This window comes from Streptomyces sp. NPDC039736 (assembly GCF_055596485.1).
This window is the reverse complement of sequence record NZ_JBVIUQ010000002.1, coordinates 188,722-215,645: the sequence shown is the minus strand read 5'-3', so window position 1 is coordinate 215,645 and position 26,924 is coordinate 188,722. Positions and strand designations below refer to the sequence as shown.

Genomic DNA, 26,924 nt, shown 5'->3' with positions numbered 1-26,924 from the left:
TGCCTCCCCATTCGTTGCGCGCTGCTGTGCAGCCCTGCCAATTGTGCCCACAGTCCGCCGCCGCGCACGACATGCGGCGGCGGGCGGGGGCGCCCCGGGCGCTTCGCCGGCTCAGCGGCCGAGGCGTCCGCGGACCATGCCGACCAGGGCGTTGAGTTCCGCGATGCGCATCTTCTTCGCCGCGACGAAGAAGACTCCGAGCAGGACCGCACCGCCGACGACCAGCGCCGCGATCGAACCGAGGACCCCCTTGCCGAGGGCCTGGGAGAGCGCGTACCCCACTCCACCGGCAAGCATGGCTGCGGGAATCGAGGCGATCGCGAGACGTGCGTACGTACGGAGGACGTTCGCGCCGTCCAGGTCGCCGCCCAGCCGCTTGCGCAGCCGCTGCCAGGCGATGCCGACACCGATGGCGTAGGCGAGGCCGTAGGCGGCCGCCATGCCGGTGACGGCCCAGCGGTCGGGCAGCAGCAGGTAGCACAGGGCCGAGGCGCCGGCGTTGACGGCGGCGACGATGACCGTGTTGTAGAAGGGGGTGCGGGTGTCCTCGTACGCGTAGAAGGCGCGCAGGACGACGTACTGCACGGAATAGGGGATCAGGCCGAGGCCGAAGGCCATCAGCATGTACCCCATGTTCGTGGCGGCGGTGATGCCCGAGGAGCCGAAGATCAGGGTGCAGATCGGCACGCCGAGGGAGAGGAAGGCGAAGGCGATCGGGACGATGGCCACGGCGGTGGTGCGCAGCCCCTGCGAGATGTCGTCGCGGACGGCGCCCGCGTCGTTCTCGTTGGCCGAACGCGAGAGCCTCGGCAGCAGGGCGGCCATCAGGGAGACGGTGATGATGGCCTGCGGGAGGCCCCAGATCAGCTGGGCGTTGGCGTAGGCGGCGAAACCGATGCCCTCGCCGTGCTTGCCGACGGCGGCGGTGGCGAGCTGGATGACGACGACCGCGCCGACCTGGTTGGCGAGGACGAACAGGATCGTCCACTTGGCCAGCTTGGCCGCCTTGCCGAGGCCCTGGCCCTTCCAGTCGAAGCGCGGACGCAGCTTGAAACCGGTCTCGCGCAGGTACGGGATCATCGCCAGGGCCTGCACGACCAGGCCCAGCAGGACGCCGACGCCCAGCAGGCGCTCGCCCTCCGGCGGGATGGTCGAGACGGTCATTCCGGAGCTCGCCGAGGTGCCGTACACCCAGATGAACATGCCGAGGGTGGCGATGATGACGATGTTGTTGAGGACCGGGGTCCACATCATGGCGCCGAACTTGCCGCGCGTGTTGAGGATCTGGCCCATCACCACGTGGACGCCCATGAAGAAGATCGTGGGCAGGAAGTAGCGCAGCAGGGTCACCGCGACGTCGTTGGACTCCGGGTTGCTGGAGATCGGCACCGACAGGAAGCGCACCAGCAGCGGCGCGAAGACCATCGCGAGGGCGGTGAGCGCGCCGAGTGCGACCGTGACCAGCGTCAGCAGGCGGTTGGCGTACGCTTCGCCGCCGTCGGCGTCGTCCTTCATGGCCCGCACCAGTTGCGGTACGAAGACGGAGTTGAGGCCGCCGCCGACAGTGAGGATGTAGATCATCGTCGGCAGTTGGTAGGCCACCTGGAAGGTGTCGCCGAGCAGACCCGCGCCGAGCGCCGCGATGATCAGCGCGGAGCGGATGAAGCCGGTGAGGCGGGAGACCATGGTGCCCATGGCCATGACGGCGCTGGACTTCACGAGGCCCGCCGCGCGGCCCGCGGGCTTCTTGGGCGCGACAGGCGGGGCCGCCTGCGGTTCCGGGGCCGCCGGGGCGGGGATTCCCGGGGTTTGCTGGTCGCGGTAGAGGTGCGCGAAGGCGTCCTTCTCCGGCTGCTCGTCCTGGGCGGCCCGGGTCACCAGGTCGTCGACGCCGGTGAACTGCACGGTGCGGGCGTCGTCCCCGTACGGCAGGTGGCGGGACGGGCCGTCCGGTTCGGGCGGCGGGGTCTGGGCCCACACCCTGGGGTCCGGGGCGTGCCGGGGCGCGGCGGGCTGCTGGTAGAGCGGCGGGGTGTCCGGGTAGGTGCCGGGCGGCGGCGGGGGGTGCGCGGCGCGGTCGTAGAGCGCCTCGGTCACCGGGTCCTGGGCGGAGAGGTCCTGCGACCGGTAGGGGTCGTGGTCGTAGGCGGAGCGGAGGTACGGGTCGTCCGGGGCGTCCGGTGCGGGCTGCTGCGGCGGGGCGTGGCCCGCCGCATCGCCGCCCGCGCGCTGGCCGCGGTCACCGTCGTACGGCGCGTTCATTGCAACCCCACCTCATCGTCCCCGGCCGACGGCCGCGACATCATGACATCGCTCAACGGTCCACTTTCTCACCCGTGGCCTTGGGCTCCCCGCTTTCCGGACCGGTGTCCGCGGGCGGATCACTCGGCTGCTCGGGGTTCTCGTCCTGATCCGTGCCGTCCTCGGGGACCTCGTCCCGGGCGGCGGCGCGCTTGCGCTGCGAGTACATCTTGATTCCGGCGAGCACCAGCAGGAGCACACCTCCGGCGATCACCAGCATGATCGTCGGGGTGACCTCGTTGACCTTGACCGTGAACTGCATCGGCGGGCCGTACGGCGTGTTGTCCTCGGTGAACAACTGCGCGACGACCTGGACCTTGCCGTTGGCGTTGGCGGTCGTGGGGATCTTCACGGACTGGCTGTGCCCGCCGCGGACCTTGATCGGCACACGGGTCTCCGCCTGGCCCTCGCCCTCGCCCAGCTTGAGCCGGGTCGGCATGGTCGAGCGGAGGCGCAGCACCAGGTGGTCGACGTCCTGCACCAGCTTGTTCTGCACCGTCACCGGGATCGTCGCGCTGCGGCCCGAAAGGGTCGCCGTGGACTTCTCGATCAGATTGACTTCCTCGGTGAGGGCCAGCAGATAGCCCTGGACGTCCTCCCGGTAGGCGCCCGCGGCGGTGTCCTTGCCGCGCCAGGAGGTCGACATCTCGCGGTTTATGGCGTTGCCGAACGGGGTGACCACCCGCTCCGGCCGGGTCAGGACCACCTTGAACTGGTCCAGCCGCTGCTGGGTGGCCTTGATGGTCTCGAAGGCGGAGGTCGGGAGCTCCCGGTCGCGCAGCTCCTCCGGATAGGCAGCGGAACCGGGCACCCGGGTGGTGGCGCCGGGGTCCGGCTTGGCCTTGGCCGCGGCCTCCAGGTCGAGGGGCTGCGTCCAGCGCCCGGCGCTCAGTGCGCGCAGGGCGGCGGCCATCGTCTGGACCTGGGTGACGCTGGGCATGCGCTGGGGCGCGACGACGATGCTGCGCTGCTTGTCCTCGTCCTGCAGGGTCAGCGCCAGGGTGTGGGCGAGGAACTGCTGGACGGCGCGCGTCGAGTTCTCCGCCCGGGACATGTCGCCCTGGAAAACGGTGGAGAGCCGCGCGTCGGCGACGACGGCGGTGCGTCCCGCGCCGATGGGACGGACGGCGGTCGGCGTGTAGCGGAGATTGCCGCCCTCACCCAGGCTGTCACTGCGGGCGATCACGTGGTGGGCGCCCGCGGAGGTGGCCGCGTTGACGATCGCCGGGTCGACGGCCCCCTCCACCGGCCAGGCGAAGTCGGTGGACGGCTTCACGTGCAGGATCGAGTCCACGGTGATCACGGCGGCCTCGGTGGCCCGCTGGAGCTGGTTGAGGGAACCGGGGACCTGCTTGCCGCGGTGGGCGAGCGAGGCCAGGTCGGGGTCGGCGAAGGGCAGCGCGACCACCTTCTGGTCCTTCACCGCCTTCTCCAGCGAGTTCAGCCAGTTCTTGGCGACGTTCCGGTTCTCGCGGGTGCCGGCGGACGTGCTGCCGGTCGCCTTGTCCTTGACCGTGTAGCCCTTCACCATCGCTTCGACGGTGGCGAGCAGGTCGGGGTCGATCACCCAGGTCACGGGCAGTTCGTCGCCGAGCGAGACGAGCTGCTCCAGCCGCCCGCCCGGAGCGAGCTCCCTGGCCAGGTCGTCGTTCTCGAAGACGGGGGTCTGCTGCTCGTCGGAGCCCGTCTCCGCGGACAGCCGAGTCGTGGAGATCAGCGGCCACAGGTAGGTGAGCTGCGTCTTCTGCTGCGCCGGGCTGCTCTGCCAGGGAAGGAAGGTGCGCTCGACGCCGAGCACCCGCTCGGTGCTGCGTCCCCTGGTCTTCCCGGAGAGAGTCACGCCGAGCTGGTAGACGCCGGGGTCGTCGAGGTCGAGCTTGTCGACGGGGACGGCCAGGCTGAAGTCCTTGCTTATCCCCGGCGCCAGTTCGGGGATCTTGACGACGTACGTCTCCAGCTCGTCCGGCTCGACGCTCTCGACGAAGCCGGTACGGTCCGCCGCGGTGTCGAGCTGAGTGCGGCCGGAGAGCGGCTTGCCGACGCGCAGACCGACATGAGCCTCCGTGACGGGGGTACGGCTCTTGTTGGTCACCGTGCCGGAGAGGGTCACGGTGTCGCCCTTCACCGGGGCCGCGGGAGCCAGCGAGTCCAGCGACACGTCCACGGTGCGTGACCCCGAGGCCTCCTCCGCGGCCTGAGCGGCCGGTGCGGGCGGCAACTGTGCCGTCGCCGCCAGAAGCGGCGCTCCGACCAGCAGGGATGCCGCGCGCAGGGCCCATCGGCGGGCAGGAGAGGGAGTCATCCCCTGAAAGTCTGCCGCCTCGGCCACGCGCCCGCCCGTCCCTGTTCGTTGGCTGCCGTTGATGGTTGCCCGGTTGCTGCGTCCACGCATGGTAACGATGCGCGCGGCACCGAAGTGCCGCGGACCGTGCCACGTGATCGCACGAGTCTCTCAGGGGCCCGGAAAACGAGGACATCGCGCCCGGCGGGGGCACGTACCCTTTTCTGTTGTGCCGAACGCCAACGAAGACCACTCCAGTGCCCTGAGCCAGGTGCAGCACCGCGCAGTCAGTGAACTGCTGCGGGTCTCACCCGTCGCCGACGACCTCGCCCGCCGTTTCCAGGAGGCGGGCTTCAGCCTCGCCCTGGTCGGGGGTTCGGTCCGGGACGCGCTCCTGGGCCGGCTCGGCAACGACCTGGACTTCACCACCGATGCCCGCCCCGAGGACGTACTGAAGATCGTCAGGCCGTGGGCGGACGCCGTGTGGGAGGTCGGAATCGCCTTCGGGACGATCGGGTGCCAGAAGAACGCCCGCGTCGGAGAAACCGATGTGAGCTTCCTCGTCGAGGTCACGACGTACCGCTCCGAGGCGTACGACCGGACCTCGCGCAAGCCCGAGGTGTCCTACGGCGACTCCATCGAGGAGGACCTGGTCCGCCGCGACTTCACGGTGAACGCCATGGCCGTCGCCCTTCCCGAGAAGGAGTTCGTCGACCCGCACGGCGGACTGGAGGACCTCTCGGCGAAGGTGCTGCGCACGCCGGGCACGCCCCAGGACTCCTTCTCCGACGACCCGCTGCGGATGCTGCGCGCCGCCCGCTTCGCCGCCCAGCTCGACTTCGAGGTCGCCCCCAAGGTCGTCGCCGCGATGACCGCGATGGCGGAGCGCATCGAGATCGTCTCCGCCGAGCGGGTGCGCGACGAGCTCAACAAGCTGCTGCTGTCCGCGCACCCCGCCAAGGGGCTGTCGCTGCTCGTCGACACCGGACTGGCTGCGCACGTTCTTCCCGAGCTGCCCGCGCTGCGCCTGGAGAGCGACGAGCACCACCGGCACAAGGACGTCTACGAGCACTCCCTGATCGTCCTCCAGCAGGCCATCGACCTGGAGGAGGACGGCCCGGACCTGGTCCTGCGGCTGGCCGCGCTGCTGCACGACATCGGCAAGCCGCGCACCCGCCGCTTCGAGAAGGACGGCCGTGTCTCCTTCCACCACCACGAGGTGGTCGGCGCGAAGATGGCCAAGAAGCGGATGACCGCGCTGAAGTACTCCAACGACATGATCAAGGACGTGTCGAAGCTGGTGGAGCTGCACCTGCGCTTCCACGGCTACGGCACCGGCGAGTGGACCGACTCGGCCGTCCGCCGGTACGTGCGCGACGCGGGCCCGCTCGTGGAGCGACTGCACAAGCTGACCCGTTCGGACTGCACCACCCGCAACAAGCGCAAGGCCGCCGCGCTCTCCCGGGCGTACGACGGGCTGGAGGAGCGCATCGCGCAGCTCCAGGAGCAGGAGGAGCTGGACTCGATCCGGCCCGACCTGGACGGCAACCAGATCATGGAGATCCTGGGCATCCGTCCCGGTCCCGCGATCGGCAAGGCCTACCAGTTCCTGCTCGAACTGCGGCTGGAAAATGGGCCGATGGAGCACGACGACGCGGTCGCCGCGCTCAAGGAGTGGTGGGCCCAGCAGGACTGAGGGGCTGTCGCACGGGCCGATGTTTCACGTGAAACATCGGCCCGTCTTCGTGTGCGGCAACGGATGCTCCTCGTGCGCCGACGAGCGGTGTTTCACGTGAAACGGTGGGCCGTGTTTCACGTGAAACATCACGCGCGCTCCCTCTGCCGGTTCCACCGGAACAGCGCCGCCGACACCGCCGCGTACAGGACCGCGACCCCCAGAACCAGGGCCACCGAGCGTCCGTCCGTCGGCAGGACCAGGGCGGCCGTCGCCGCCGCACCGACGAAGGCGACGTTGAAGAGCACGTCGTAGAGCGAGAAGACCCGACCCCGATAGGCGTCGTCCACCGCGGACTGCACGACCGTGTCGGTGGCGATCTTCGGGCCCTGGGTGACGAGCCCCAGCACGAAGGCGCCGATCAGAACCGGTACGGGCGAGAACGGCAGCCACAGTGCCGGCACGAGGACGGCGGCCGAGGCGGTGCACACCACCATCCAGCCGTACGGGCCCCATCGTTTCGCGGCCCACGGGGTGAGCACGGCCGCGGTGAAGAAACCCGCGCCGGAGAGCCCGGCGGCCAGGCCGAGCAGCGCCAGACCGTCGGCTCCGCCGGAACGGGCGGGCTCCTCGGTCCAGGCGTACCGGCAGAGCATCAGGACCGTGACCGTCAACGCGCCGAAGCAGAAGCGCAGCACGGTCATCGACGCCAGCGCACGGACGGCGGAGCGGTGTTCGCGCAGATGCCGCAGACCGTCGCGCAGTCCGTACGCCGTGGAGGCGAGCGCGGCACCGAGCCTGGGCTGCCGCAGTTCGGGTTCGGGCCCCAGCAGTTCCCGGTTCATGCGCAGTGAGGCCAGCGCCGAGCAGAGGTAGAGGACCGCGCCCAGCAGGACGACCACGGCGTCGGAGTCCGAGCCGAGCAGCCGTACGCCGAAGGCGAGCCCGCCGCCGAGCGTGGCGGCGAGGGTGCCGGCGGTCGGCGAGAGGGAGTTGGCGATCACCAGGCGATCGGCGTCGACCACCCGGGGCAGGGCGGCCGAGAGCCCGGACAGGACGAAGCGGTTGACGGCGGTGACCGACAGGGCGGAGGCGTAGAAGATCCAGTCCGGGGCGGATCCGACGATGAGCAGGGCGGTGCAGGCGGCGAGGACCGCGCGCAGCACATTGCCGTACAGGAAGACCTGGCGACGGCTCCAGCGGTCGAGAAGGACCCCGGCGAAGGGGCCTACCACCGAGTACGGCAGCAGGAGCACCGCCATGGCGGAGGCGATCGCGGCGGGCGAGGTCTGCTTCTCCGGTGAGAACACGACGTACGCGGCGAGGGCGACCTGGTAGACGCCGTCCGCGGACTGGGAGAGCAGCCGCACGCTCAGCAGGCGCCGGAAGTCGGGCAGGCGCAGCAGCACTCGTAGATCACGCACGACGGACATGCGAGCAAGAGTCACACACAGCGGACACGAGGAGGGGCCCGGGCAGTAGCTGCCCGGGCCCCTCCTCGTGGAGGACGGTGGTGCTTAGCGCTCGACCTCGCCCTTGATGAACTTCTCGACGTTCTCGTAGGCCTCGTCGTCGAAGTACTGCACCGGCGGCGACTTCATGAAGTACGAGGACGCGGAGAGGATCGGGCCGCCGATGCCGCGGTCCTTGGCGATCTTGGCGGCGCGCACCGCGTCGATGATGACGCCCGCGGAGTTCGGGGAGTCCCACACTTCGAGCTTGTACTCGAGGTTCAGCGGGACGTCGCCGAAGGCACGGCCCTCCAGGCGGACGTACGCCCACTTGCGGTCGTCGAGCCAGGCGACGTAGTCGGAGGGGCCGATGTGGACGTTGTTGTCACCCAGCTCGCGGTCGCGGATCTGCGAGGTGACGGCCTGCGTCTTGGAGACCTTCTTGGACTCCAGGCGGTCGCGCTCCAACATGTTCTTGAAGTCCATGTTGCCGCCGACGTTCAGCTGCATGGTGCGCTCCAGGCGCACACCGCGGTCCTCGAAGAGCTTCGCCATGACGCGGTGCGTGATGGTGGCGCCGACCTGCGACTTGATGTCGTCGCCGACGATCGGGACGCCCGCCTCGGTGAACTTGTCCGCCCACTCCTTGGTGCCGGCGATGAAGACCGGGAGGGCGTTGACGAAGGCGACCTTGGCGTCGATGGCGCACTGGGCGTAGAACTTCGCCGCGTCCTCGGAGCCGACCGGGAGGTAGCAGACCAGGACGTCGGCCTGGGCGTCCTTCAGGGCCTGGACGACGTCGACCGGCTCCTGCTCCGACTCCTCGATGGTCAGGCGGTAGTACTTGCCCAGACCGTCGAGGGTGTGGCCGCGCTGCACGGTGACGCCGGTCGGCGGCACGTCGCAGATCTTGATGGTGTTGTTCTCGCTGGCGCCGATGGCGTCCGCGAGGTCGAGACCGACCTTCTTGGCGTCGACGTCGAAGGCGGCCACGAACTCCACGTCCTTGACGTGGTAGTCGCCGAACTGGACGTGCATCAGACCGGGCACGCGAGCGTCCGGGTCAGCGTCCTTGTAGTACTCGACGCCCTGGACCAGCGACGCAGAGCAGTTGCCCACGCCGACGATGGCTACGCGAACGGAACCCATTGACGGTTGCTCCCTGTGTGTTCTGTACGAGACCTGCGGAGTGCAGGACCTCAGTTGGCGGTGGCGTCGGGCGTTTCCGGCGGGGTGGAACCCCTGTCCCGGGGCGGTCCGCCCTTGTCACCTGATGTGTGGTCACCGGCCGTGCCGGCGTCCTCGGCCCGGAGTCGGTCCCGGCCCACGCGCTCGCTCTCGATGAGCTCGTTCAGCCAGCGCACCTCGCGCTCCACGGACTCCATTCCGTGCCGCTGGAGTTCGAGGGTGTAGTCGTCCAGGCGCTCCCGGGTGCGGGCCAGCGAGGCCCGCATCTTCTCCAGGCGCTCCTCCAGACGGCTGCGGCGCCCTTCCAGGACGCGCATCCGCACCTCGCGCTCCGTCTGCCCGAAGAAGGCGAAACGGGCCGCGAAGTGCTCGTCCTCCCAGGAGTCGGGACCGGTGTGCGAGAGCAGCTCCTCGAAGTGCTCCTTGCCCTCCGCCGTGAGCCGGTAGACGATCTTGGCCCGCCGTCCGGCGAGCGAGGCGGCGAGCGCGTCCTCGGGGGCGCTGCCCGGCTCCTCGATCAACCACCCATGTGTGACCAGTGCTTTGAGGCACGGGTAGAGGGTGCCGTAGCTGAAGGCACGGAAGACGCCCAGCGAGGTGTTGAGCCTCTTACGGAGTTCGTACCCGTGCATCGGGGACTCGCGCAGCAGACCGAGCACGGCGAATTCGAGGATGCCGGAGCGTCTGCTCATCCTTCGCCTTCCCTGTCGCTGTCGTGAAGTCCCGCCCGTCGACCTGCACTTATGCCGATCTTATGCCGGACCGATGTATCGACTCGATACATCCAGACGATAGAACGGCCGTCTGCCCGCGACAAGGCCAGCCACCGTGAGCGGCGTCACATCATCAATTCGTGGGAAGCAACTTGCCTGATTTGGGGTGAACATCGGCACTGAGGCGGTTTTGAGCGTGCGTAGTCTGTGCGGCATGCACAACACCGGAAGCCGCGTGACGCAAGGGGGCGTCGTGCTTCCGGGAGTAGCGAGAGCGGGCCTGTGGGAAGGCTCGTTCGCATTTCGGGGGGACCGGAACTCAGCTGCCGCTTCCAGGCGAACTCGCCTGCCCGAGGAGTAGTCGTTCGATGAGCGAGCACCGTCGCAAGCCTCCGCAGCCTCAGGGCGGCGGGCGTGCCGCGGCCAGGAAAGCCGCCCAGCAACCGTCAGGCCGCCGCGCGGCCCCGCCGCCCCCCGGTGCTTCCGAGGGGTCGCAGTCCGGTGCGTACGGGCAGGAACGTCCGTACGGAGGAAGGGCCGAGGCGCGTCGTGCCGCCCAGCGGGGCAGTGGCGGTGGCGGCGGCAGGCGCGGAGGAGGCGGCGGCCGGGGCGGCCCCGAGGGCCCCGGCCGCGGAAGAGGCGGACAGCCGCCGGGCAGAAAGAGGTTCATCGACTACCCGCGCTCCACGAAGTACGGGTGGCAGCGGTTCGTTCCGTCGTGGAAGCAGGTGGCGGGGCTGGGCATCGGCTTCGTCGGTGCGGTGATGGCGGCGGGCAGCATCGGGTACGCCATGGTGGACGTTCCGGACATCAACAAGGCCGCCAAGGCGCAGAACAACGTCTACTACTACTCGAACCCCGACGGGACCAGGGGCGACCAGATGGTCGCTACCGGCGGGGAGATCAACCGCCAGGCGCTGTCGATCAAGCAGATCCCCGACGCCATGAAGAACGCGGTGATCTCCGCGGAGAACAAGACGTTCAGGACGGACAAGGGCGTCGACCCCATGGGCATCGCCCGGGCCGTCTTCAACATGGCCAGGGGAGGCAACACCCAGGGTGGCTCCACCATCACCCAGCAGTACGTCAAGAACTCCCGGCTGAGCCAGGAGCAGACGCTCACCCGGAAGGCCGAGGAGCTCTTCATCTCGATGAAGGTCGGCATCGAGGAGGGCAAGGACACGATCATGGCGGGGTACCTCAACGTCTCGTACTACGGACGCGGTGCCTACGGACTCCAGGCGGCTGCCCGCGCGTACTACAACAAGGACGCGAAGGACCTCAACCCGAGCGAGTGCGCCTTCCTCGCCGCGGTCCTCAAGGGCGCGACGTACTACGACCCCGCCGGCGCGCCCGAGATCGACCCCCGGGCCACCAAGGAGCAGAACACCTACAACGCCACGAAGCGGTGGCGCTGGATCATGGACGAGATGGTCAAGGACGGTTCGCTGAGCGCCGGCGACCGGGCCAAGTACCGCGAGTTCCCCATGCCTCTCGCACCGCGCAAGAACGCGCAGCTCGGCGGGCAGGTCGGTTACCTGGTCGACCTGGCGAAGTCGTACATCCTGAACAACACGGACATCGACTCGGACAAGCTCTCCCAGGGCGGCTACCAGATCCAGACCACCTTCCAGAAGGACAAGGTCCAAGCCCTCTCGAAGGCCGTCAAGAAGGTCTACGACAAGAACATCGACCCGAAGAAGCGCCCCGACCTGGACTCCCACGTGCAGTTCGGCGGGGCTTCGGTCAACCCCAAGGACGGGGCGATCGTCGCCATCTACGGCGGCACCGACGCCACGAAGCACTTCACCAACAACGCCGACACGACGGGCGCCCAGGTCGGTTCGACGTTCAAGCCGTTCGTCCTCGCGGCGGCGATGGAGTGGGGCAAGCGCGACCCCGAGGGCGGCAAGGAGCAGGGCGAATCCATGCGGACCAAGCTCTCGCCCAAGAGCATCTACAACGGCAAGAACAAGCTGAAGATCAAGGAATATGACGGCAGCGTCTGGCGGAACGAGAAGGGTCTGGAGTGGCTCCAGACCAACGACGGTGACGAGTCGTACGGCGACATAGACCTCCGCAAGGCGATGGAGGTGTCGGCCAACTCGCCCTATGTGCAACTGGGCATGGACGTCGGGGTCGGCAAGGTCCGGGAGATGGCGATCAACGCGGGTCTGCTGAAGAGCAGCCTGGGCGGCGGCGACGTTCCGTCGTTCTCCATCGGCATCTCCGACCCGAGCGCCATCCGGATGGCGGGCGCCTACGCCACCTTCGCGGCCAGCGGGAAGCAGAACGACCCCTACTCCGTCGTCAAGGTGGAGAAGGAGGGCGTGACCAAGTACGAGCGGAAGTCGGACCCGGAGGCCAAGGCCGAGCAGACGATCTCCAAGAACGTCGCCGACAACGTCACCGAGGTGCTGAAGAACGTCGTGGAGAAGGGCACCGGCACCAAGGCCCGGATTCCGGGCCGCGAGGTGGCGGGCAAGACGGGCACGACCGACGGCAACAAGTCCGCCTGGTTCGTCGGGTACACACCGCAGCTGTCGACCGCCATCGACATGTACCGGTTGGACGACAACGCGGAGAACAAGAAGCGGGCGTTCCTGAAGATGTTCGGAACGGGCGGCCAGGAGAAGATCCACGGCGCCTCGTTCCCGTCGGAGATCTGGCGCGACTACATGGTCACCGCGCTCAAGGGAACGGACCCCAAGAAGTTCCCCGTGCCCGAGCCCATCGGCGAGACGGTCTGGGGCGGCGGTGCCAAGAGCCCGGAGCCCACGCCGACCGACACGCCCGACCCGACCCCCTCGGACACGCCCCCGGTGACGACACCGCCGGTGAACACTCCCCCGGCCCACACCCCGCCCCCGGAGCCGCCGGACGGCGGCGACAAGGAGTGCGAGTTCTGGGACTGGGAGTGCAAGCAGAACCAGAACGGCGGCGGCGACAACAAGGGCGGCGACAACAAGGGCGGCGACAACGGCGGCGGCGACCCGGGCCGCCCGCCGGAGGAGACCAAGCCTCCGGGCGGGGACAACGGCGGCGACAACGGAGGCGGCAACGCCAACGGCAACGGAGGCGGCGGCATCTTCGGCTGACCCCGGCCGTCACGCCGACGAGCCGGCTCCCGTCCCCGGGTCCGCCCGGCGCCACCCAGGAGGGCCGTCGCACCGAGAATCCCGGTGCGGCGGCCCTCCGCCGTGACCGGGCCCGGCCGGCTCAGGTGCAGGGGGGCCTGGCCGTGTGTCCCGTCGCGCTCAGGCTCGTACGGCAGGATGTCCCGCATGACGAGCGTGCACGAGGACCGGCCTGTACCCCCCACACGGCAGGACGACGTCGCCGCCGCGGGCAGCGAGCTGATCGGCGGTCCCGTCGGCCGGTGGGCGAGACTCGGCAGCAGCCCGCTCACCCCGGTCCGGGTGGTCGCGCTCGTGATGATCGGCATGTTCGCCCTGGGCATGGTGCAGAAGCTGCCCTGTTACAACTGGGCCTGGTTCCAGGGCGCCAGCTCCCAGTACACGCACGCCTGCTACTCCGACATCCCGCACCTTTTCGTCGGACGTGGCTTCTCCGAAGGGCTCCTGCCCTACTTCGACCGGCTCTCCGGCGACATGGACTTCCTCGAGTACCCGGTGCTCACCGGTCTGTTCATGGAGGTCGCGTCCTGGTTCACCCCCTCCGGCGGGACGATCCAGTACCGGGAGCAGATCTACTGGCTCGTGAACTGCGGGATGCTGATGGTCTGTGCCGTCGTCATCGCGGTCTGCGTCGCCCGTACCCACCGCAGGCGCCCCTGGGACGGGCTCCTGGTCGCCCTGGCGCCCGCGTTCGCCCTCACCGCGACGATCAACTGGGACCTCTTCGCCATCGCCCTCACGGCCGCGGGCATGCTGATGTGGTCGCGCGGCCGCTCGCTGATGTTCGGCATCCTCATCGGGCTCGCCACCGCCGCCAAGCTCTATCCCGTACTGCTGCTGGGACCGCTGCTCGTGCTCTGCCTGCGGGCCGGGAAGTGGCGGGAGTTCGGGGCCGCCCTGTTGGGCACCGCGGGTTCCTGGCTGCTGGTGAACCTGCCCGTGATGCTCGCGGCGCCCGAGGGCTGGAAGAAGTTCTACTCCTTCAGCCAGGAACGCGAGGTCGACTTCGGCTCGTTCTGGCTGATCATCACCCAGAGCACCGGCGTCTCGCTCCGGCACGAGCAGGTCAACACCTACGCCATCGTGCTGATGGTGCTGGCGTGCGCGGGCATCGCCTGGCTGACGTTCACGGCCCCCCGCCGGCCGCGCTTCGCGCAGTTGGCCTTCCTGGTCGTCGCCGCGTTCATCCTCACCAACAAGGTCTATTCACCGCAGTACGTCCTGTGGCTCATCCCCCTCGCAGCGCTCGCCCTGCCGCGCTGGCGGCACTTCCTGGTCTGGCAGGCCTGCGAGGTCATGTACTTCCTGGGGATCTGGATGTACCTCGCCTACACGACCAGCGGTGACAAGCACCAGGGCCTGCCCACCGACGGCTACCACCTGGCGATCCTGCTCCACCTGGTCGGCACGCTGTACCTCTGCGCGGTCATCGTCCGCGACATCCTGCTGCCCGACCGGGACACGGTCCGCCGCGACGGCTCCGACGACCCTTCCGGGGGTGTGCTGGACCGGGCTCCCGACGTGTTCGCCCTCGGCCGGGCCGCGGCGCCCAGCCGGGGCGAGGCGCAACTGGTTCAGGGGCCGCGCGTGCAGTGGGGAATGCGGCAGGGCGGGGCCACGGCAGTCGACTGAGGAGGTGTTTCACGTGAAACGACCCATGTTTCACGTGAAACGCCGCACGGGCACGTGAGCCGCTCCACGGGCACGCGGGACGCTCCACGCGGCACGCGAAACGGCCGGTGTTTCACGTGAAACACCGGCCGCCGGTTTCCGCTCAGGGACGTCTCAGCGGTCGAGCATGCGGTCGAACTGCGTCGTCGTGTGCCGCAGATGGGCCACGAGTTCGTCACCCACCGTCGGCTCCGTCGCGTCGGACGGCACGAACAGGATCGACACCTGCATGTGCGGCGGCTCCGCGAACCAGCGCTGCTTGCCCGCCCACACGAACGGCGACAGGTTCCGGTTCACCGTCGCCAGGCCGGCCCGCGCCACCCCCTTGGCACGGGGCATCATGCCGTGCAGCGCCTTCGGGGCCTCCAGGCCCACACCGTGCGAGGTTCCTCCCGCGACGACCACCAGCCAGCCGTCGGAGGCCACCTTCTGCTGCCGGTAGCCGAACCGGTCGCCCTTGGACACGGGCGTCACGTCGAGCACCGAGCCCCGGTACTCCGTCGCCTCGTGGTCGCCCAACCACAGCCGGGTGCCGATCCGGGCGCGGAACCGGGTCTGCGGGAACTGCTGCTGGAGTCGCGCCTGTTCCTCGGCCTTGAGGTGGCTGACGAACATGGTGTGCAGCGGAAGCCGCGCGGTACGCAGGCGGTCCATCCACGCGATGACCTCCTCGACCGCGTCGGAACCGTCGGCGCGGTCGAGCGGCAGGTGCAGCGCGAAGCCCTCCAGCCGGACGTCCTCGATCGCGGCGTGCAACTGCGCGAGTTCGGACTCCTTGACGCCGTGCCGCTTCATCGAGCTCATGCACTCGATGACGACCCGGGCGCCCACCAGGGCGTGCACACCGTCCACGGACGACACGGAACGGATGACCCGGTCGGGCAGCGGCACCGGCTCCTCACCCCGCCGGAACGGGGTGAGGACCAGCAGGTCTCCGCTGAACCAGTCCTTGATCCGAGCGGCCTCGTAGGTGGTGCCGACGGCGAGAATGTCCGAGCCGAAGCGCGTCACCTCTTCGGCGAGACGCTCGTGCCCGAAGCCGTATCCGTTGCCCTTGCAGACCGGAACCAGGCCCGGGAACTGCTCGATCACGGACTTCTGGTGCGCCCGCCAGCGCGCGGTGTCGACGGAGAGAGTGAGCGCCATGAGCCGGTCCGGAACCTTTCCTGTTGCTGCGGTGTGTCGGAGGTGGGAGAACGTACGGGGGCCGGGGAGGCCCGGCCGTCAGCGGCGTGACATGTAGACGTCGAGCGCCTTGTGCAGCAGCTTGTTGAGCGGGAAGTCCCACTCGCCGAGGTACTGGGCGGCCTCGCCGCCCGTGCCCACCTTGAACTGGATCAGTCCGAAGAGGTGGTCCGTCTCGTCCAGCGAGTCGGAGATGCCCCGCAGGTCGTAGACCGAGGCGCCCATCGCGTAGGCGTCGCGCAGCATCCGCCACTGCATGGCGTTGGAGGGACGGACCTCACGGCCGATGTTGTCGGAGGCGCCGTAGGAGTACCAGACGTGCCCGCCGACGACGAGCATCGTCGCCGCGGAGAGGTTCACCCCGTTGTGGCGGGCGAAGTACAGCCGCATCCGGTTGGGGTCCTCGGTGTTGAGGGCCGACCACATGCGCTGGAAGTACGCCAGCGGGCGGGGCCGGAAGTGGTCGCGGACCGCGGTGATCTCGTACAGCCGCTGCCACTCGGCGAGGTCCTGGTAGCCGCCCTGGACGACCTCGACACCGGCCTTCTCGGCCTTCTTGATGTTGCGGCGCCACAGCTGGTTGAAGCCCTTGTGGACGTCCTCCAGCGAGCGGTTGGCGAGGGGGACCTGGAAGACGTAGCGGGGCTGCGCGTCGCCGAATCCGGCGCCGTCGTCCTCACCCTGCTGCCAGCCCATCTTGCGCAGCCGGTCCGCCACCTCGAAGGCGCGCGGCTCGATGTGGGTGGCCTCGACGTCGCGCAGGCGCTTCACGTCCGGGTCCTGGATGCCCGCCTTGATGGCCGCGGCGTTCCAGCGGCGGATGACGACGGGCGGGCCCATCTTCACCGAGAAGGCGCCCTGCTGCTTGAGGTGCGTCAGCATCGGCTGGAGCCAGTCGTCCAGGTTCGGGGCGTACCAGTTGATGACCGGGCCCTCGGGGAGATACGCCAGGTACCGCTTGATCTTCGGGAGCTGCCGGTACAGCACCAGGCCGGCGCCGACCAGTTCGCCGTTGCGGTCGTCGAACCAGCCCAGGCTCTCCGAGCGCCACTCCGCCTTCACGTCGGCCCATGCCGGGACCTGCATGTGGCTCGCCGCGGGCAGGCTCTGGATGTACGCCAGATGCTGCTCTCGGGGGATGGTCCGAAGGGTCAGGCTCGTCATGCGGGGCGCTCCTCGGCAGGTGTGTCCCCATGGGGTCAGGGGCTCCGGCTCTCGCGCCGAAGCCTACTGGGCCGATGGAGCGCCCCGTCCGGCCCTGCCCGGCCGAAATGCCGCCGGGTTCAGCCCAGAAGGCCGCCGAAGAGCCCGCCGTGTGCCATCCCCAGGAAGAAACCGAGCGCGGAGGCGCCCAGACCGAGGATCAGAGCGAAGCGCTCGCGGGTGGTCGCGGAGACGTACATCCCGTAGCCCCCGGTGAGGATGCCCACCAGGCCGGCCCAGGAGGACAGGAGGTGGAGGTGGTGGAACATCGCCGTCACCAGGGCCAGCACGCCGAGGACCAGGGTGATCCCCAGAAGGGTGTCCTGGAGCGGATGGGGCTTGCCGTCGGTGGCGAAGAGGGAGACGGACGAGTCGTGTCGCATTGCCTGTGCCATGGGGCACCTCCTGGCAGAAGGCGGCGCACTGTAGCGCCGCTCACACCCGATGTGTACAGATTGCGGTCATCCGGGGCCCGATTTCAACCGGAAGCCTCTCTACGGGTACTCTGGACGGTCTGCACCGGTGTCACCCCTGCCCTAAACATCTCCGCGGGTTCTTTCCCGCAGGATTGTCAGAGGCAGCCGATACCGTTGCGTACGCATCACGACCCTCCTGCCACGGAACGACCGTGGCCGCTGAGTCCAAAGGAGGTGGGTTCCACATGCGTCACTACGAAGTGATGGTCATCCTCGACCCCGATCTGGAGGAGCGCGCTGTCGCCCCCCTGATCGAGAACTTCCTCTCCGTCGTCCGTGAGGGCAACGGAAAGGTCGAGAAGGTCGACACCTGGGGCCGTCGTCGTCTGTCCTACGAGATCAAGAAGAAGCCCGAGGGCATCTACTCGGTCATCGACCTGCAGGCCGAGCCTGCGGTCGTCAAGGAGCTCGACCGACAGATGAACCTGAACGAGTCGGTCCTCCGGACCAAGGTCCTCCGCCCCGAGACCCACTGAACTTCGGTTCAGCGGTAATCGGGTTCGAGTAGCACCCACCAGCAGCACCACAGCTTTCCGCAGCAATCCCCGCCGAGAGGTTCACCCATGGCAGGCGAGACCGTCATCACGGTCGTCGGCAATCTCGTCGACGACCCCGAGCTGCGCTTCACCCCGTCCGGTGCGGCGGTCGCGAAGTTCCGTGTCGCGTCCACTCCCCGCATCTTCGACAAGCAGACCAATGAGTGGAAGGACGGCGAAGGCCTGTTCCTCACCTGCTCGGTCTGGCGTCAGGCGGCGGAGAACGTCGCGGAGTCGCTCCAGCGAGGCATGCGCGTCATCGTGCAGGGCCGGCTGAAGCAGCGGTCCTACGAAGACCGTGAGGGCATCAAGCGCACGGTCTACGAGCTGGACGTCGAAGAAGTCGGTCCCGCGCTCAAGAACGCCACGGCCAAGGTCACCAAGACCACCGGCCGCGGTGGTCAGGGTGGCGGCGGCGGATTCGGCGGCGGCCAGCAGGGTGGCGGCGGAAACTGGGGCGGCGGTTCCGGTGGCGGCCAGCAGGGCGGCGGAGCTCCCTCCGACGACCCCTGGGCCTCCAGCGCGCCGGCCGGTGGGCAGCAGCCGCAGGGCGGGGGTGGCTGGGGCGGAAACTCCGGCAACTCCGGCGCCGGCGGCGGCGGTGGCTACTCGGACGAGCCGCCCTTCTAGGGCTGTTCGTACCCCCACTTCTTGATCACACAGGAGAAACACCATGGCGAAGCCGCCTGTGCGCAAGCCTAAGAAGAAGGTCTGCGCGTTCTGCAAGGACAAGACCCAGTACGTGGACTACAAGGACACGAACATGCTGCGGAAGTTCATTTCCGACCGCGGCAAGATCCGTGCCCGCCGCGTCACCGGCAACTGCACGCAGCACCAGCGTGACGTCGCCACGGCCGTCAAGAACAGCCGTGAGATGGCGCTGCTGCCCTACACGTCCACCGCGCGATAAGGAAAGGGTGACCGAAAAATGAAGATCATCCTGACCCACGAGGTCTCCGGCCTCGGTACCGCTGGCGACGTCGTCGACGTCAAGGACGGCTACGCTCGCAACTACCTGGTTCCCCGCGGCTTCGCGCTGCGCTGGACCAAGGGTGGCGAGAAGGACGTGGCGCAGATCCGCCGCGCCCGCAAGATCCACGAGATCGCGACCATCGAGCAGGCCAACGAGGTCAAGGCCAAGCTCGAGGGCACGAAGGTCAGCCTCTCCGTTCGCTCCGGCGACGCGGGCCGCCTCTTCGGCTCCGTGACCCCCGCCGACGTCGCTGCCGCGATCGTCGCCGCCGGTGGTCCGAAGGTCGACAAGCGCAGCGTCGAGCTGGGCTCCCCGATCAAGACCCTCGGTTCGCACCAGGTCTCCGTGCGTCTGCACGCCGACGTGGCCGCGAAGCTCGGCGTCGAGGTCGTCGCTGCCTGAGTGCAGCACGCCCCGGCCTGAGAAGGTCTGAGCAGTGGGAAAGGGCCGCATCCCCTCGGGGGTGCGGCCCTTTCTCATGGGCGGATGTTTCACGTGGAACATCCACCGCCACGTCACCGGGATGCGCCGGTGACGATCCAGCGGCCCGAGCGGGTCCGCCACCACAGGGTGACCATGCGGACCGCCATCATCAGCACCATCGCCCACCACAGCGCCGTCAGGCCGCCGCCCAGCGTCGGTACCAGCAGGGCCACCGGGGCGAACACGGCGAGCGTGGCCAGCATGGCCCAGGCCAGGTACGGGCCGTCGCCCGCGCCCATCAGCACGCCGTCCAGCACGAAGACCACACCGGAGACCGGCTGGCTGACGGCCACCACCAGAAGCGCGGGCAGCAGGGCGTCCCGGACGAGCTGGTCGCCGGTGAAGAGCGGGACGAAGAGCGGGCGGGAGAGTACGACCAGGACGCCGAGCACCACACCGGCCGCGATGCCCCACTCGACCATGCGGCGGCAGGCGGCCCGGGCGCCCTCTTCGTCCCCCGCGCCCAGACAGCGGCCGATGATGGACTGCCCGGCGATGGCGATGGCGTCCAGGGCGAAAGCGAGCAGGCTCCACAGGGTCAGGATGATCTGGTGGGCGGCCACGTCCGCGTCGCCGAGCCGGGCGGCGACGGCGGTGGCGATCATCAGCACCGCGCGCAGCGACAGCGTACGGACGAGAAGGGGGGCGCCGGCCTGGGCCGAGGCCCTTATCCCGGCGGCGTCCGGACGCAGGGAGGCGCCGTGCCGGCGGGCGCCGCGGACGACGACCACGAGGTAGACCGCGGCCATGGCCCACTGGGCGGCCACGGTGCCCCAGGCCGACCCGGCGATGCCGAGCCCGAAGCCGTACACGAGGAGCACGTTGAGGATGCCGTTGGCGACGAAGCCGCCGATGGCGACGTACAGCGGGGTCTTCGTGTCCTGGAGGCCGCGCAGGACACCGGTGGCGGCCAGGACCACGAGCATCGCGGGGATGCCGAGGCTGGAGATGCGCAGATACGTGAGGGCGTGGGGAGCGGCGGTGTCCGAGGCGCCGAAGAGCTCGACCAGGCCGGGGGCGGTCGGCAGCACGGCGGCGATGACGATCGCGCCCAGGAGCAGGGCGAGCCAGATGCCGTCCATGCCCTGGCGGATGGCGGCGGCGAGGTCGCCCGCGCCGACGCGTCGGGAGACGGCCGCGGTGGTGGCGTACGCGAGGAAGACGAAGATGCTCACCGCGGTGGTGAGCAGCGCCGAGGCGATGCCGAGACCGGCGAGCTGGGGGGTGCCGAGGTGGCCGACGATGGCGCTGTCGGCCATCAGGAAGAGGGGCTCGGCGACGAGTGCGCCGAACGCGGGCAGGGCGAGGGCGACGATCTCGCGGTCGTGCCGTCGGCGGCCTGCTTTCGTTGTCGCGGGAGCCGATGTCATGGCCTCAATCTAATCTTCCACAGGTAAGAGATGCAATGGCTTTGGGACCCTTACTGATCGGCGTTTCGCGGTGCGTGGCGTGCGCCGTTTGCAGTGATCTTGGCCTGCTGGGGAAAGTTTTTCTCCCTCACAGCCGGTGGATGGCGTTTCCGCAGGTCAGATGGGTCACGGTGAGAGTGCTGTGAACTTGTCCACAGCACTGTCCCCCGGTCCGTGCACAGGTTCTGGGGAGTTCTCCACAGCAACGGCGCACTTTCTCACAGGGCCTGTGGATAACCAGATTGGCTGACGGTGCCCGCGGGCCTACCGTGGACCGGCGCCCGCCCTGTCTTCCGGCCGCGTTCGGCCTCCGGGCGCCTGCGGAGATCACGCCTCATCCGAACAGTGGGAAGCGGAAGTCGGGCGTCTCATTTGTCGGAGCCGTGCCGTAAGAAAGAGTGGCACAGCGAGGTCCGCGGAGCGGACGGGAGGAGGTGGGCCCGGTGACGATTTCCGAGCCCTTGGACGACCCCTGGGCCGACAGCGGTCCGGGTGACCGTCTGCCCGCCCGTAAGCGAGGCGACGGCGGCGGCCGAGGCCGTGACGACCGGCACGACCGCGGCTCCGACAGCGGAGGCTGGGACGGCGGCGGGGGCAGCGGCTTCGAGCGCGTACCGCCGCAGGACCTGGACGCGGAGCAGTCGGTGCTCGGCGGCATGCTGCTGTCCAAGGACGCCATCGCGGACGTGGTCGAGGTCCTCAAGGGCCACGACTTCTACAAGCCGGCGCACGAGACCGTCTTCCAGGCGATCCTCGACCTGTACGCCAAGGGCGAGCCCGCCGACCCGATCACGGTCAGCGCCGAGCTCACCAAGCGCGGCGAGATCACCAAGGTGGGCGGTGCCCCGTATCTGCACACGCTGGTGCAGTCGGTGCCGACGGCGGCCAACGCCGAGTACTACGCGGAGATCGTCCACGAGCGGGCGGTGCTGCGCCGTCTCGTCGAGGCCGGCACGAAGATCACGCAGATGGGATACGCGGGCGACGGCGACGTCGACGAGATCGTCAACTCCGCGCAGGCCGAGATCTACGCGGTCACCGAGCAGCGCACCTCGGAGGACTACGCGCCGCTCGGCGACATCATGGAGGGCGCGCTCGACGAGATCGAGGCGATCGGCTCCCGCAGCGGTCAGATGTCCGGCGTGCCGACGGGTTTCACCGACCTGGACTCGTTGACCAACGGCCTGCACCCGGGCCAGATGATCGTCATCGCGGCCCGGCCCGCCATGGGCAAGTCGACGCTCGCCCTGGACTTCGCCCGCGCCTGCTCGATCCAGAACAACATGGCCAGTGTGATCTTCTCGCTCGAAATGGGCCGCAACGAGATCGCGATGCGCCTGCTGTCGGCCGAGGCGCGGGTGGCGCTGCACCACATGCGCTCGGGCTCGATGACGGACGACGACTGGACGCGGCTGGCGCGCCGGATGCCGGACGTCTCGGCGGCCCCGCTGTTCATCGACGACTCCCCGAACCTCTCCATGATGGAGATCCGCGCCAAGTGCCGCCGGCTCAAGCAGCGGCAGGACATCAAGCTGGTCATCATCGACTACCTCCAGCTCATGCAGGCCGGCGGCTCCAAGCGCAGCGAGAGCCGTCAGCAGGAGGTCTCGGACATGTCGCGGAACCTGAAGCTGCTGGCCAAGGAGCTGGAGGTGCCGGTGATCGCGCTGTCCCAGCTCAACCGTGGCCCCGAGCAGCGCACGGACAAGAAGCCGATGGTCTCCGACCTGCGTGAATCCGGTTCCATCGAGCAGGACGCCGACATGGTGATCCTGCTGCACCGCGAGGACGCGTACGAGAAGGAGTCGCCCCGCGCGGGCGAGGCGGACATCATCGTGGGCAAGCACCGCAACGGCCCGACGGCGACGATCACGGTGGCCTTCCAGGGCCACTACTCCCGCTTCGTGGACATGGCCCAGACCTGACGGGCCCGGAGTTCGAGGACGGGCCGGGGGAAAGCGTCGGCGTGCGGCATCCGAACCGAAGTCCTCCGTCCGGCGGGGATAATCGCGGAGCATGACACCTTCTGCGGACACCGCCCCCGGCAGCCCCGACCATGAGTCCTGCGACCTCCTTGCGAGCACCCGTCGCTCCCTGCTTCGTTCCGTCGCCGCTTCCCAGGCCGAGGGGCGTGCGCCGTCCCTGGTCGCCGCCGTGCTGCGGGACGGGCGCGTCGTGTGGAGCGGGGTGCGGGGCACGGACGTCGACGGGCGTGCGCCGGGGGAGGAGGACCAGTACCGGATCGGTTCGATCACCAAGACGTTCACCGCGGTGCTGGTGATGCGGCTGAGGGACGAGGGACTGGTGGGTCTCGCGGATCCGCTGGAGAAGTACGTGCCCGACACGGGAGTCGGCGATGTCACGATCCGTCAACTCCTGGGGCACACGGCGGGGCTGGCGGCCGAGACGCCGGGGCAGTGGTGGGAGCGCACGCCCGGCACGCTGCGCCCGGATCTCGCCGATGTGCTCGCGGCGGACGGCAAGCCGGACGGAGCGCGTCCGCACGAGGCGGGGCGGATCTTCCACTACTCCAATCCCGGGTACACGCTGCTCGGCGCTCTGGTCGAGGCGGTGCGCGGGATGCCGTGGGCCGAGGCCGTGCGGCGCGAGATCACCGAGCCGCTGGGGCTGACGCGGACCAGCGCGCAGCCCGAGGCCCCGTACGCGGAGGGCTGGGCGGTGCACCCCTGGGCGGACGTACTGATTCCGGAACCAGTGGAGGACCTGGGGCTGATGGCGCCCGCGGGGCAGCTGTGGTCGACGGCCGGGGACCTCTGCCGCTTCGGTGCCTTCCTGCTGCACGGCGACGACCGGGTGCTGTGCGCGGACTCGGTACGGGAGATGCGCGTGCCGGCGGCGCCGCTGGAGGCGGGCAACTGGTCCGGTACGTACGGGCTCGGGGTGCAGGTGATCCGGGCCGGGGGACGGGAACTGGTCGGGCACGGCGGTTCGTTGCCGGGGTACGTGGCCGCGCTGTGGGTGGATCCCGCCGCCGGGGTGGCGGCCGCGGCGCTGGCCAACGCGACCTCGGGCCCCGCGACGGGCGCGCTGGCGGCGGAGTTGGCCATCACGGTCGCCGAGGCCGAGCCCGGCATTCCGGAGCCGTGGCCTCCGCTGCCGGAGGGCCAGGTGGACCAGACGCTGCTGGAGCTGACCGGCGCCTGGTACTGGGGCACGCTCGCCCACGGACTGCGCCTGACCGGTGACGGCGGGCTCTCGCTGGGCAAGCTCGACGGCAGCGCGGGGCGCACCTCGCGGTTCCGGGCGCGGCCGGACGGGACGTGGGTGGGGCTCGACGGGTACTACGCGGGGGAGACGCTGCGGGTGGTGCGGCGGCCTGACGGCACGGTGAGCCACCTCGACGTGGCGTCGTTCGTCTTCACCCGGCAGGCGTACGACCCCGGGGCGCCGGTGCCGGGCGGGGTGGACGCGCGGGGGTGGCGGGGGATCGGCTAGCGGCCGGTACCGGGGGGCGCGGCCGGCGCCGCGTTCCCCGCCGGGCCGGAGTCGGGTCAGAGCGGGAGCTTGAAGCCCACGTGGGATCCGGTGAAGCCGAGCCGCTCGTAGAAGCGGTGGGCGTCCGTGCGGGTGGCGTCCGAGGTGAGCTGCACCAACTGGCAGCCCCGGGCGCGGGATTCCGCGATGGCCCACTCGATGAACCGGGTGCCGAGACCGCTGCCCCGGGCGTCCTCGTGGACGCGGACCGCTTCGATGATCGAACGGGTGGCGCCCTTGCGGGACAGGCCGTGGACGATCGTCAACTGGAGGGTGCCGACGACCTTTCCGTCCAGTTCGGCGACGACGACGTACTGGTTCGGGTCGTCCCGGAGCTGTTTCAGGGCGGCCGTGTACGGGGCGAGGTCGTCCGGCGATTCGCGGTGCGCACCGAGCGGGTCATCGGCGAGCATCGCGACGACGGCGGGGAGATCGGCCTCGGTCGCGGGCCGTATCCGGAGGTCTTCGGCAGTGGTCATGGCCGCAGGTTACGCAGGTCGGGCCGGGGTGCGCAGCTCTTCCACCGTGCGTACGAGAGGTGCGAGTTCGGGGTTCTCGGCGGCGGCGTCGAGGGCTTCGCGCAGGGCGGTGTCGTTGGTGGGGCGCGCCTCGGCGAGGAGGGCCTGGCCGGCGTCGGTGACGTCGGTGTAGATGCCGCGGCGGTCGGTGTCGCAGAGGTAGCGGGTGAGCAGGCCGCGGTCCTCCAGCCGGGTGACCAGGCGGGTGGTGGCGCTCTGGCTGAGCAGGACGGCCTCGGCCACCTGGCGCATCTGGAGGTGCCCGCCGGGCCCGCTGTGCTGGCGGCTCAAGACGTCGAGCAGGGAGTACTCGCGGACGCTCAGGTCGTGCCGGGCCTGCAGGGCCTTCTCGATGTGGGCCTCGATGCGGCTGTGCAGGAGGGAGAGCGCGCACCAGCCCTGGGCGAGGGCGGTGAGCGCGGGATCGGTGGCGGTCATCTGTTCTCTCCTCGTCCCCGGGCGCTGTGGAGGGGCCGGCGGTGTGCCGTGCCGTGGGCGGAGGGGGTGCGGCCCGCAGACCAGGATAGGCGACTTCCGCAATATCCCGCGCTTGCAATTAACCCGCGTCTGCAATTATTGTCTACGCTCGTAAGGGGTCCTTGCAAGCAACGGTGCAGGCAGGACCCCCAAGCCCCCCGCTCTCCTCCGGAAGGACCCCCATGCCGCTCGCGCTCCTCGCACTGGCCATCGGCGCCTTCGGTATCGGCACCACCGAATTCGTGATCATGGGGCTGCTCCCCGAGGTGGCCGCCGAGTACCAGGTCTCGATCCCCACCGCCGGACACCTCGTCACCGGATACGGCCTCGGCGTCGTCCTCGGCGCCCCGCTCATGACCGCGCTCGGCACCCGCGTCTCGCGCAAGAACATGCTGATGCTGCTGATGGGTCTCTTCGTCGTGGGCAACGTGCTCACCGCCGTCGCCCCCGCCTTCGGCGTGATGCTCGCCGGGCGGGTGGTCGCCTCCTTCACGCACGGCGCGTTCTTCGGCATCGGCTCGATCGTCGCCGCCGGGCTGGTCGCACCGGACAAGAAGGCCAAGGCCCTCTCGATGGTGTTCACGGGGCTGACCCTGGCCAATGTGATCGGCGTTCCGTTCGGGACCTGGCTCGGGCAGCAGGTCAGCTGGCGGGCCACCTTCTTCGTCGTCGCCGGGCTGGGTGTGCTCGGCCTCGCGGGCATCGCCAAGCTGGTCCCCGAACAGCCGAAGCCGGAGGGCGTGCGGCTGCGGGACGAGGCGGCCGCCTTCCGCAACGTGCAGGTGCTGCTCGCGATGGCGATGACCGTGCTGGGCTTCGGCGGTGTCTTCGCCGCGATCACCTACATCACGCCGATGCTCACCGATGTCGCGGGCTACGCGAGCGGCTCCGTCACCTGGCTGCTGGTCCTCTTCGGCCTCGGCATGGTCACCGGCAACCTGATCGGCGGCCGGTTCGCCGACCGCGCCCTGATGCCCCTGCTGTACGTGTCCCTGGCCGGCCTCGCCGTGGTGCTCGCCCTCTTCACGGTCACCGCCCACAACAAGGCCGCTGCGGCCGTCACCCTCTTCCTGATCGGCGCGTTCGGCTTCGCGACCGTGCCGCCGTTGCAGAAGCGGGTGCTGGACCAGGCCGCCGCCGCGCCCACGCTGGCCTCCGCCGGGAACATCGGCGCCTTCAACCTCGGCAACTCCCTCGCGGCCTGGCTCGGCGGACTCGTCATCGCCGGCGGACTCGGGCTGACCGCCCCGAACTGGGTCGGAGCCGGGCTGGCGGTGTCCGCGCTGGTGGTCGCCCTCATCTCGGGGTCGCTGGACCGTCGTACGGTACGAAACGGCAGCCGGGTCGTCAGGGGAAGCGCGCCCGAATCAGAGACGGCCGTACTCGCCGCGCAACGCTGACCTGCGGCTTCTGCGCCGCCCGCCCCCGGACTCTCCCGCACGGGAGGGGCCGGGGGCGGGCCTTTTTCGATCACGGGGCAAACTGGGCAACCGGTCCATGCGGTGTGTTTCACGTGAAACATCGCGGTTCGGCCGGTGACGGAGGACGGCAGGAATGGTGTCGGGGTTACTGGGAATGCGCTGCCTCGGACCGAGGGCCCATGGGCATGGGGCGAAAGCAGCCTAGGCGTAAGGAGAGATCGGAAACCTGGACTTCCCGGTCTTCGCCCGCTGTGGGCGACGGGCTGACACGCTGCGACGACGAGAACTGCGGCCGATGCGCAGCCTTTTCCGCCTTGCTCTCACAGAGCTC

Annotated in this window: 21 protein-coding genes; 10 read left to right on the top strand and 11 right to left on the bottom strand. The window is 69.5% G+C overall.

All coding sequences use genetic code 11. The annotated features are described in order from the left end of the window. Positions 1–111: 111 nt before the first annotated feature. Positions 112–2,262, bottom strand: a complete 2,151-nt coding sequence (gene murJ / locus ACZ56L_RS05895; protein ID WP_345220884.1) for a murein biosynthesis integral membrane protein MurJ — start codon at positions 2,260–2,262, stop codon at positions 112–114. A 52-nt stretch (positions 2,263–2,314) separates the two neighbouring features. Continuing rightward, complete coding sequence (locus tag ACZ56L_RS05890) at positions 2,315–4,630, bottom strand: DUF6049 family protein (RefSeq protein WP_471062032.1); 2,316 nt, start codon at positions 4,628–4,630, stop codon at positions 2,315–2,317. Positions 4,631–4,811: 181 nt separating this feature from the next. Here ACZ56L_RS05890 and ACZ56L_RS05885 point away from each other — a divergent pair, with 181 nt between their 5' ends. Further along, complete coding sequence (locus ACZ56L_RS05885; RefSeq protein ID WP_471062029.1) at positions 4,812–6,278, top strand: CCA tRNA nucleotidyltransferase; 1,467 nt, start codon at positions 4,812–4,814, stop codon at positions 6,276–6,278. A gap of 128 nt (positions 6,279–6,406) precedes the next feature. Here ACZ56L_RS05885 and ACZ56L_RS05880 read toward each other — a convergent pair whose 3' ends face one another. The 3 genes from ACZ56L_RS05880 to ACZ56L_RS05870 form a co-directional block, all read right to left on the bottom strand. Beyond that, a complete protein-coding gene (locus tag ACZ56L_RS05880; RefSeq protein WP_471062026.1) occupies positions 6,407–7,690 on the bottom strand; it encodes an MFS transporter in 1,284 nt (427 codons plus the stop codon). Positions 7,691–7,774: 84 nt separating this feature from the next. Then, complete coding sequence (locus ACZ56L_RS05875) at positions 7,775–8,857, bottom strand: inositol-3-phosphate synthase (protein ID WP_345220875.1); 1,083 nt, start codon at positions 8,855–8,857, stop codon at positions 7,775–7,777. A 50-nt stretch (positions 8,858–8,907) separates the two neighbouring features. Then, positions 8,908–9,588, bottom strand: coding sequence for a PadR family transcriptional regulator (locus tag ACZ56L_RS05870; RefSeq protein ID WP_471062022.1), 681 nt, complete (start codon positions 9,586–9,588; stop codon positions 8,908–8,910). 389 nt (positions 9,589–9,977) lie between these two features. On the opposite strand from ACZ56L_RS05870, the gene ACZ56L_RS05865 reads away from it, so the two are divergent. Next, positions 9,978–12,707 carry a transglycosylase domain-containing protein gene (locus tag ACZ56L_RS05865; RefSeq protein ID WP_471062019.1) on the top strand — a complete coding sequence of 910 codons (2,730 nt, stop codon included), beginning with the start codon at positions 9,978–9,980 and terminating at the stop codon, positions 12,705–12,707. Positions 12,708–12,893: 186 nt separating this feature from the next. Next, a complete protein-coding gene (locus tag ACZ56L_RS05860) occupies positions 12,894–14,378 on the top strand; it encodes a glycosyltransferase family 87 protein (protein ID WP_471062016.1) in 1,485 nt (494 codons plus the stop codon). A 153-nt stretch (positions 14,379–14,531) separates the two neighbouring features. Here the strand turns inward: ACZ56L_RS05860 and ACZ56L_RS05855 are convergent, their stop codons facing one another. From ACZ56L_RS05855 to ACZ56L_RS05845, 3 genes are all read right to left on the bottom strand, one after another. After that, positions 14,532–15,563, bottom strand: coding sequence for an alanine racemase (locus ACZ56L_RS05855; protein WP_345220864.1), 1,032 nt, complete (start codon positions 15,561–15,563; stop codon positions 14,532–14,534). 78 nt (positions 15,564–15,641) lie between these two features. After that, on the bottom strand, positions 15,642–16,766 hold the full coding sequence (locus ACZ56L_RS05850; RefSeq protein WP_345220862.1) for a lipid II:glycine glycyltransferase FemX: 1,125 nt from the start codon (positions 16,764–16,766) through the stop codon (positions 15,642–15,644). Positions 16,767–16,885: 119 nt separating this feature from the next. After that, positions 16,886–17,200, bottom strand: a complete 315-nt coding sequence (locus ACZ56L_RS05845) for a hypothetical protein (RefSeq protein ID WP_345220860.1) — start codon at positions 17,198–17,200, stop codon at positions 16,886–16,888. A 266-nt stretch (positions 17,201–17,466) separates the two neighbouring features. Here ACZ56L_RS05845 and rpsF point away from each other — a divergent pair, with 266 nt between their 5' ends. The 4 genes from rpsF to rplI all read left to right on the top strand — a co-directional run bounded on the left by rpsF (position 17,467) and on the right by rplI (position 19,192). After that, a complete protein-coding gene (gene rpsF, locus ACZ56L_RS05840; RefSeq protein ID WP_005482942.1) occupies positions 17,467–17,757 on the top strand; it encodes a 30S ribosomal protein S6 in 291 nt (96 codons plus the stop codon). A gap of 87 nt (positions 17,758–17,844) precedes the next feature. Continuing rightward, a complete protein-coding gene (locus ACZ56L_RS05835) occupies positions 17,845–18,447 on the top strand; it encodes a single-stranded DNA-binding protein (RefSeq protein WP_345220858.1) in 603 nt (200 codons plus the stop codon). Between the two features lie 43 nt (positions 18,448–18,490). Continuing rightward, positions 18,491–18,727, top strand: a complete 237-nt coding sequence (rpsR, locus tag ACZ56L_RS05830) for a 30S ribosomal protein S18 (protein ID WP_003967857.1) — start codon at positions 18,491–18,493, stop codon at positions 18,725–18,727. An 18-nt stretch (positions 18,728–18,745) separates the two neighbouring features. Next, the gene (gene rplI, locus ACZ56L_RS05825) at positions 18,746–19,192 is read left to right on the top strand and encodes a 50S ribosomal protein L9 (protein ID WP_345220855.1); all 447 of its coding nucleotides are present in this window, start codon (positions 18,746–18,748) and stop codon (positions 19,190–19,192) included. A 113-nt stretch (positions 19,193–19,305) separates the two neighbouring features. On the opposite strand, the gene ACZ56L_RS05820 is transcribed toward rplI, so the two are convergent. Continuing rightward, complete coding sequence (locus ACZ56L_RS05820) at positions 19,306–20,643, bottom strand: MATE family efflux transporter (protein ID WP_401755222.1); 1,338 nt, start codon at positions 20,641–20,643, stop codon at positions 19,306–19,308. Between the two features lie 500 nt (positions 20,644–21,143). Between ACZ56L_RS05820 and dnaB the strand changes: the two genes are divergently transcribed. Then, positions 21,144–22,607, top strand: coding sequence for a replicative DNA helicase (dnaB, locus tag ACZ56L_RS05815; RefSeq protein WP_401755649.1), 1,464 nt, complete (start codon positions 21,144–21,146; stop codon positions 22,605–22,607). Positions 22,608–22,698: 91 nt separating this feature from the next. Further along, a complete protein-coding gene (locus tag ACZ56L_RS05810; RefSeq protein ID WP_471062008.1) occupies positions 22,699–24,138 on the top strand; it encodes a serine hydrolase domain-containing protein in 1,440 nt (479 codons plus the stop codon). A gap of 56 nt (positions 24,139–24,194) precedes the next feature. Here the strand turns inward: ACZ56L_RS05810 and ACZ56L_RS05805 are convergent, their stop codons facing one another. Both ACZ56L_RS05805 and ACZ56L_RS05800 read right to left on the bottom strand, forming a co-directional pair. Next, positions 24,195–24,656: a GNAT family N-acetyltransferase gene (locus ACZ56L_RS05805; RefSeq protein WP_345220848.1), complete on the bottom strand. Its 462-nt coding sequence runs from the start codon at positions 24,654–24,656 to the stop codon at positions 24,195–24,197. A gap of 9 nt (positions 24,657–24,665) precedes the next feature. Beyond that, positions 24,666–25,133 (bottom strand): MarR family winged helix-turn-helix transcriptional regulator, encoded by a 468-nt coding sequence (locus tag ACZ56L_RS05800; protein WP_345220846.1) that lies wholly within the window; start codon positions 25,131–25,133, stop codon positions 24,666–24,668. A gap of 221 nt (positions 25,134–25,354) precedes the next feature. On the opposite strand from ACZ56L_RS05800, the gene ACZ56L_RS05795 reads away from it, so the two are divergent. After that, positions 25,355–26,572 (top strand): MFS transporter, encoded by a 1,218-nt coding sequence (locus ACZ56L_RS05795; RefSeq protein WP_471062003.1) that lies wholly within the window; start codon positions 25,355–25,357, stop codon positions 26,570–26,572. The last annotated feature ends 352 nt before the right edge of the window (positions 26,573–26,924 follow it).

What these genes read in the sequence shown, in the direction of transcription:
- murJ (WP_345220884.1), bottom strand. Translation starts at nt 2,262, where the DNA reads ATGAACGCGCCGTACGACGGTGACCGCGGCCAGCGCGCGGGCGGCGAT.
- ACZ56L_RS05880 (WP_471062026.1), bottom strand. Translation starts at nt 7,690, where the DNA reads ATGTCCGTCGTGCGTGATCTACGAGTGCTGCTGCGCCTGCCCGACTTC.
- ACZ56L_RS05875 (WP_345220875.1), bottom strand. Translation starts at nt 8,857, where the DNA reads ATGGGTTCCGTTCGCGTAGCCATCGTCGGCGTGGGCAACTGCTCTGCG.
- ACZ56L_RS05870 (WP_471062022.1), bottom strand. Translation starts at nt 9,588, where the DNA reads ATGAGCAGACGCTCCGGCATCCTCGAATTCGCCGTGCTCGGTCTGCTG.
- ACZ56L_RS05865 (WP_471062019.1), top strand. Translation starts at nt 9,978, where the DNA reads ATGAGCGAGCACCGTCGCAAGCCTCCGCAGCCTCAGGGCGGCGGGCGT.
- ACZ56L_RS05860 (WP_471062016.1), top strand. Translation starts at nt 12,894, where the DNA reads ATGACGAGCGTGCACGAGGACCGGCCTGTACCCCCCACACGGCAGGAC.
- ACZ56L_RS05855 (WP_345220864.1), bottom strand. Translation starts at nt 15,563, where the DNA reads ATGGCGCTCACTCTCTCCGTCGACACCGCGCGCTGGCGGGCGCACCAG.
- ACZ56L_RS05850 (WP_345220862.1), bottom strand. Translation starts at nt 16,766, where the DNA reads ATGACGAGCCTGACCCTTCGGACCATCCCCCGAGAGCAGCATCTGGCG.
- ACZ56L_RS05845 (WP_345220860.1), bottom strand. Translation starts at nt 17,200, where the DNA reads ATGGCACAGGCAATGCGACACGACTCGTCCGTCTCCCTCTTCGCCACC.
- rpsF (WP_005482942.1), top strand. Translation starts at nt 17,467, where the DNA reads ATGCGTCACTACGAAGTGATGGTCATCCTCGACCCCGATCTGGAGGAG.
- ACZ56L_RS05835 (WP_345220858.1), top strand. Translation starts at nt 17,845, where the DNA reads ATGGCAGGCGAGACCGTCATCACGGTCGTCGGCAATCTCGTCGACGAC.
- rpsR (WP_003967857.1), top strand. Translation starts at nt 18,491, where the DNA reads ATGGCGAAGCCGCCTGTGCGCAAGCCTAAGAAGAAGGTCTGCGCGTTC.
- rplI (WP_345220855.1), top strand. Translation starts at nt 18,746, where the DNA reads ATGAAGATCATCCTGACCCACGAGGTCTCCGGCCTCGGTACCGCTGGC.
- ACZ56L_RS05820 (WP_401755222.1), bottom strand. Translation starts at nt 20,643, where the DNA reads ATGACATCGGCTCCCGCGACAACGAAAGCAGGCCGCCGACGGCACGAC.
- ACZ56L_RS05810 (WP_471062008.1), top strand. Translation starts at nt 22,699, where the DNA reads ATGACACCTTCTGCGGACACCGCCCCCGGCAGCCCCGACCATGAGTCC.
- ACZ56L_RS05805 (WP_345220848.1), bottom strand. Translation starts at nt 24,656, where the DNA reads ATGACCACTGCCGAAGACCTCCGGATACGGCCCGCGACCGAGGCCGAT.
- ACZ56L_RS05800 (WP_345220846.1), bottom strand. Translation starts at nt 25,133, where the DNA reads ATGACCGCCACCGATCCCGCGCTCACCGCCCTCGCCCAGGGCTGGTGC.
- ACZ56L_RS05795 (WP_471062003.1), top strand. Translation starts at nt 25,355, where the DNA reads ATGCCGCTCGCGCTCCTCGCACTGGCCATCGGCGCCTTCGGTATCGGC.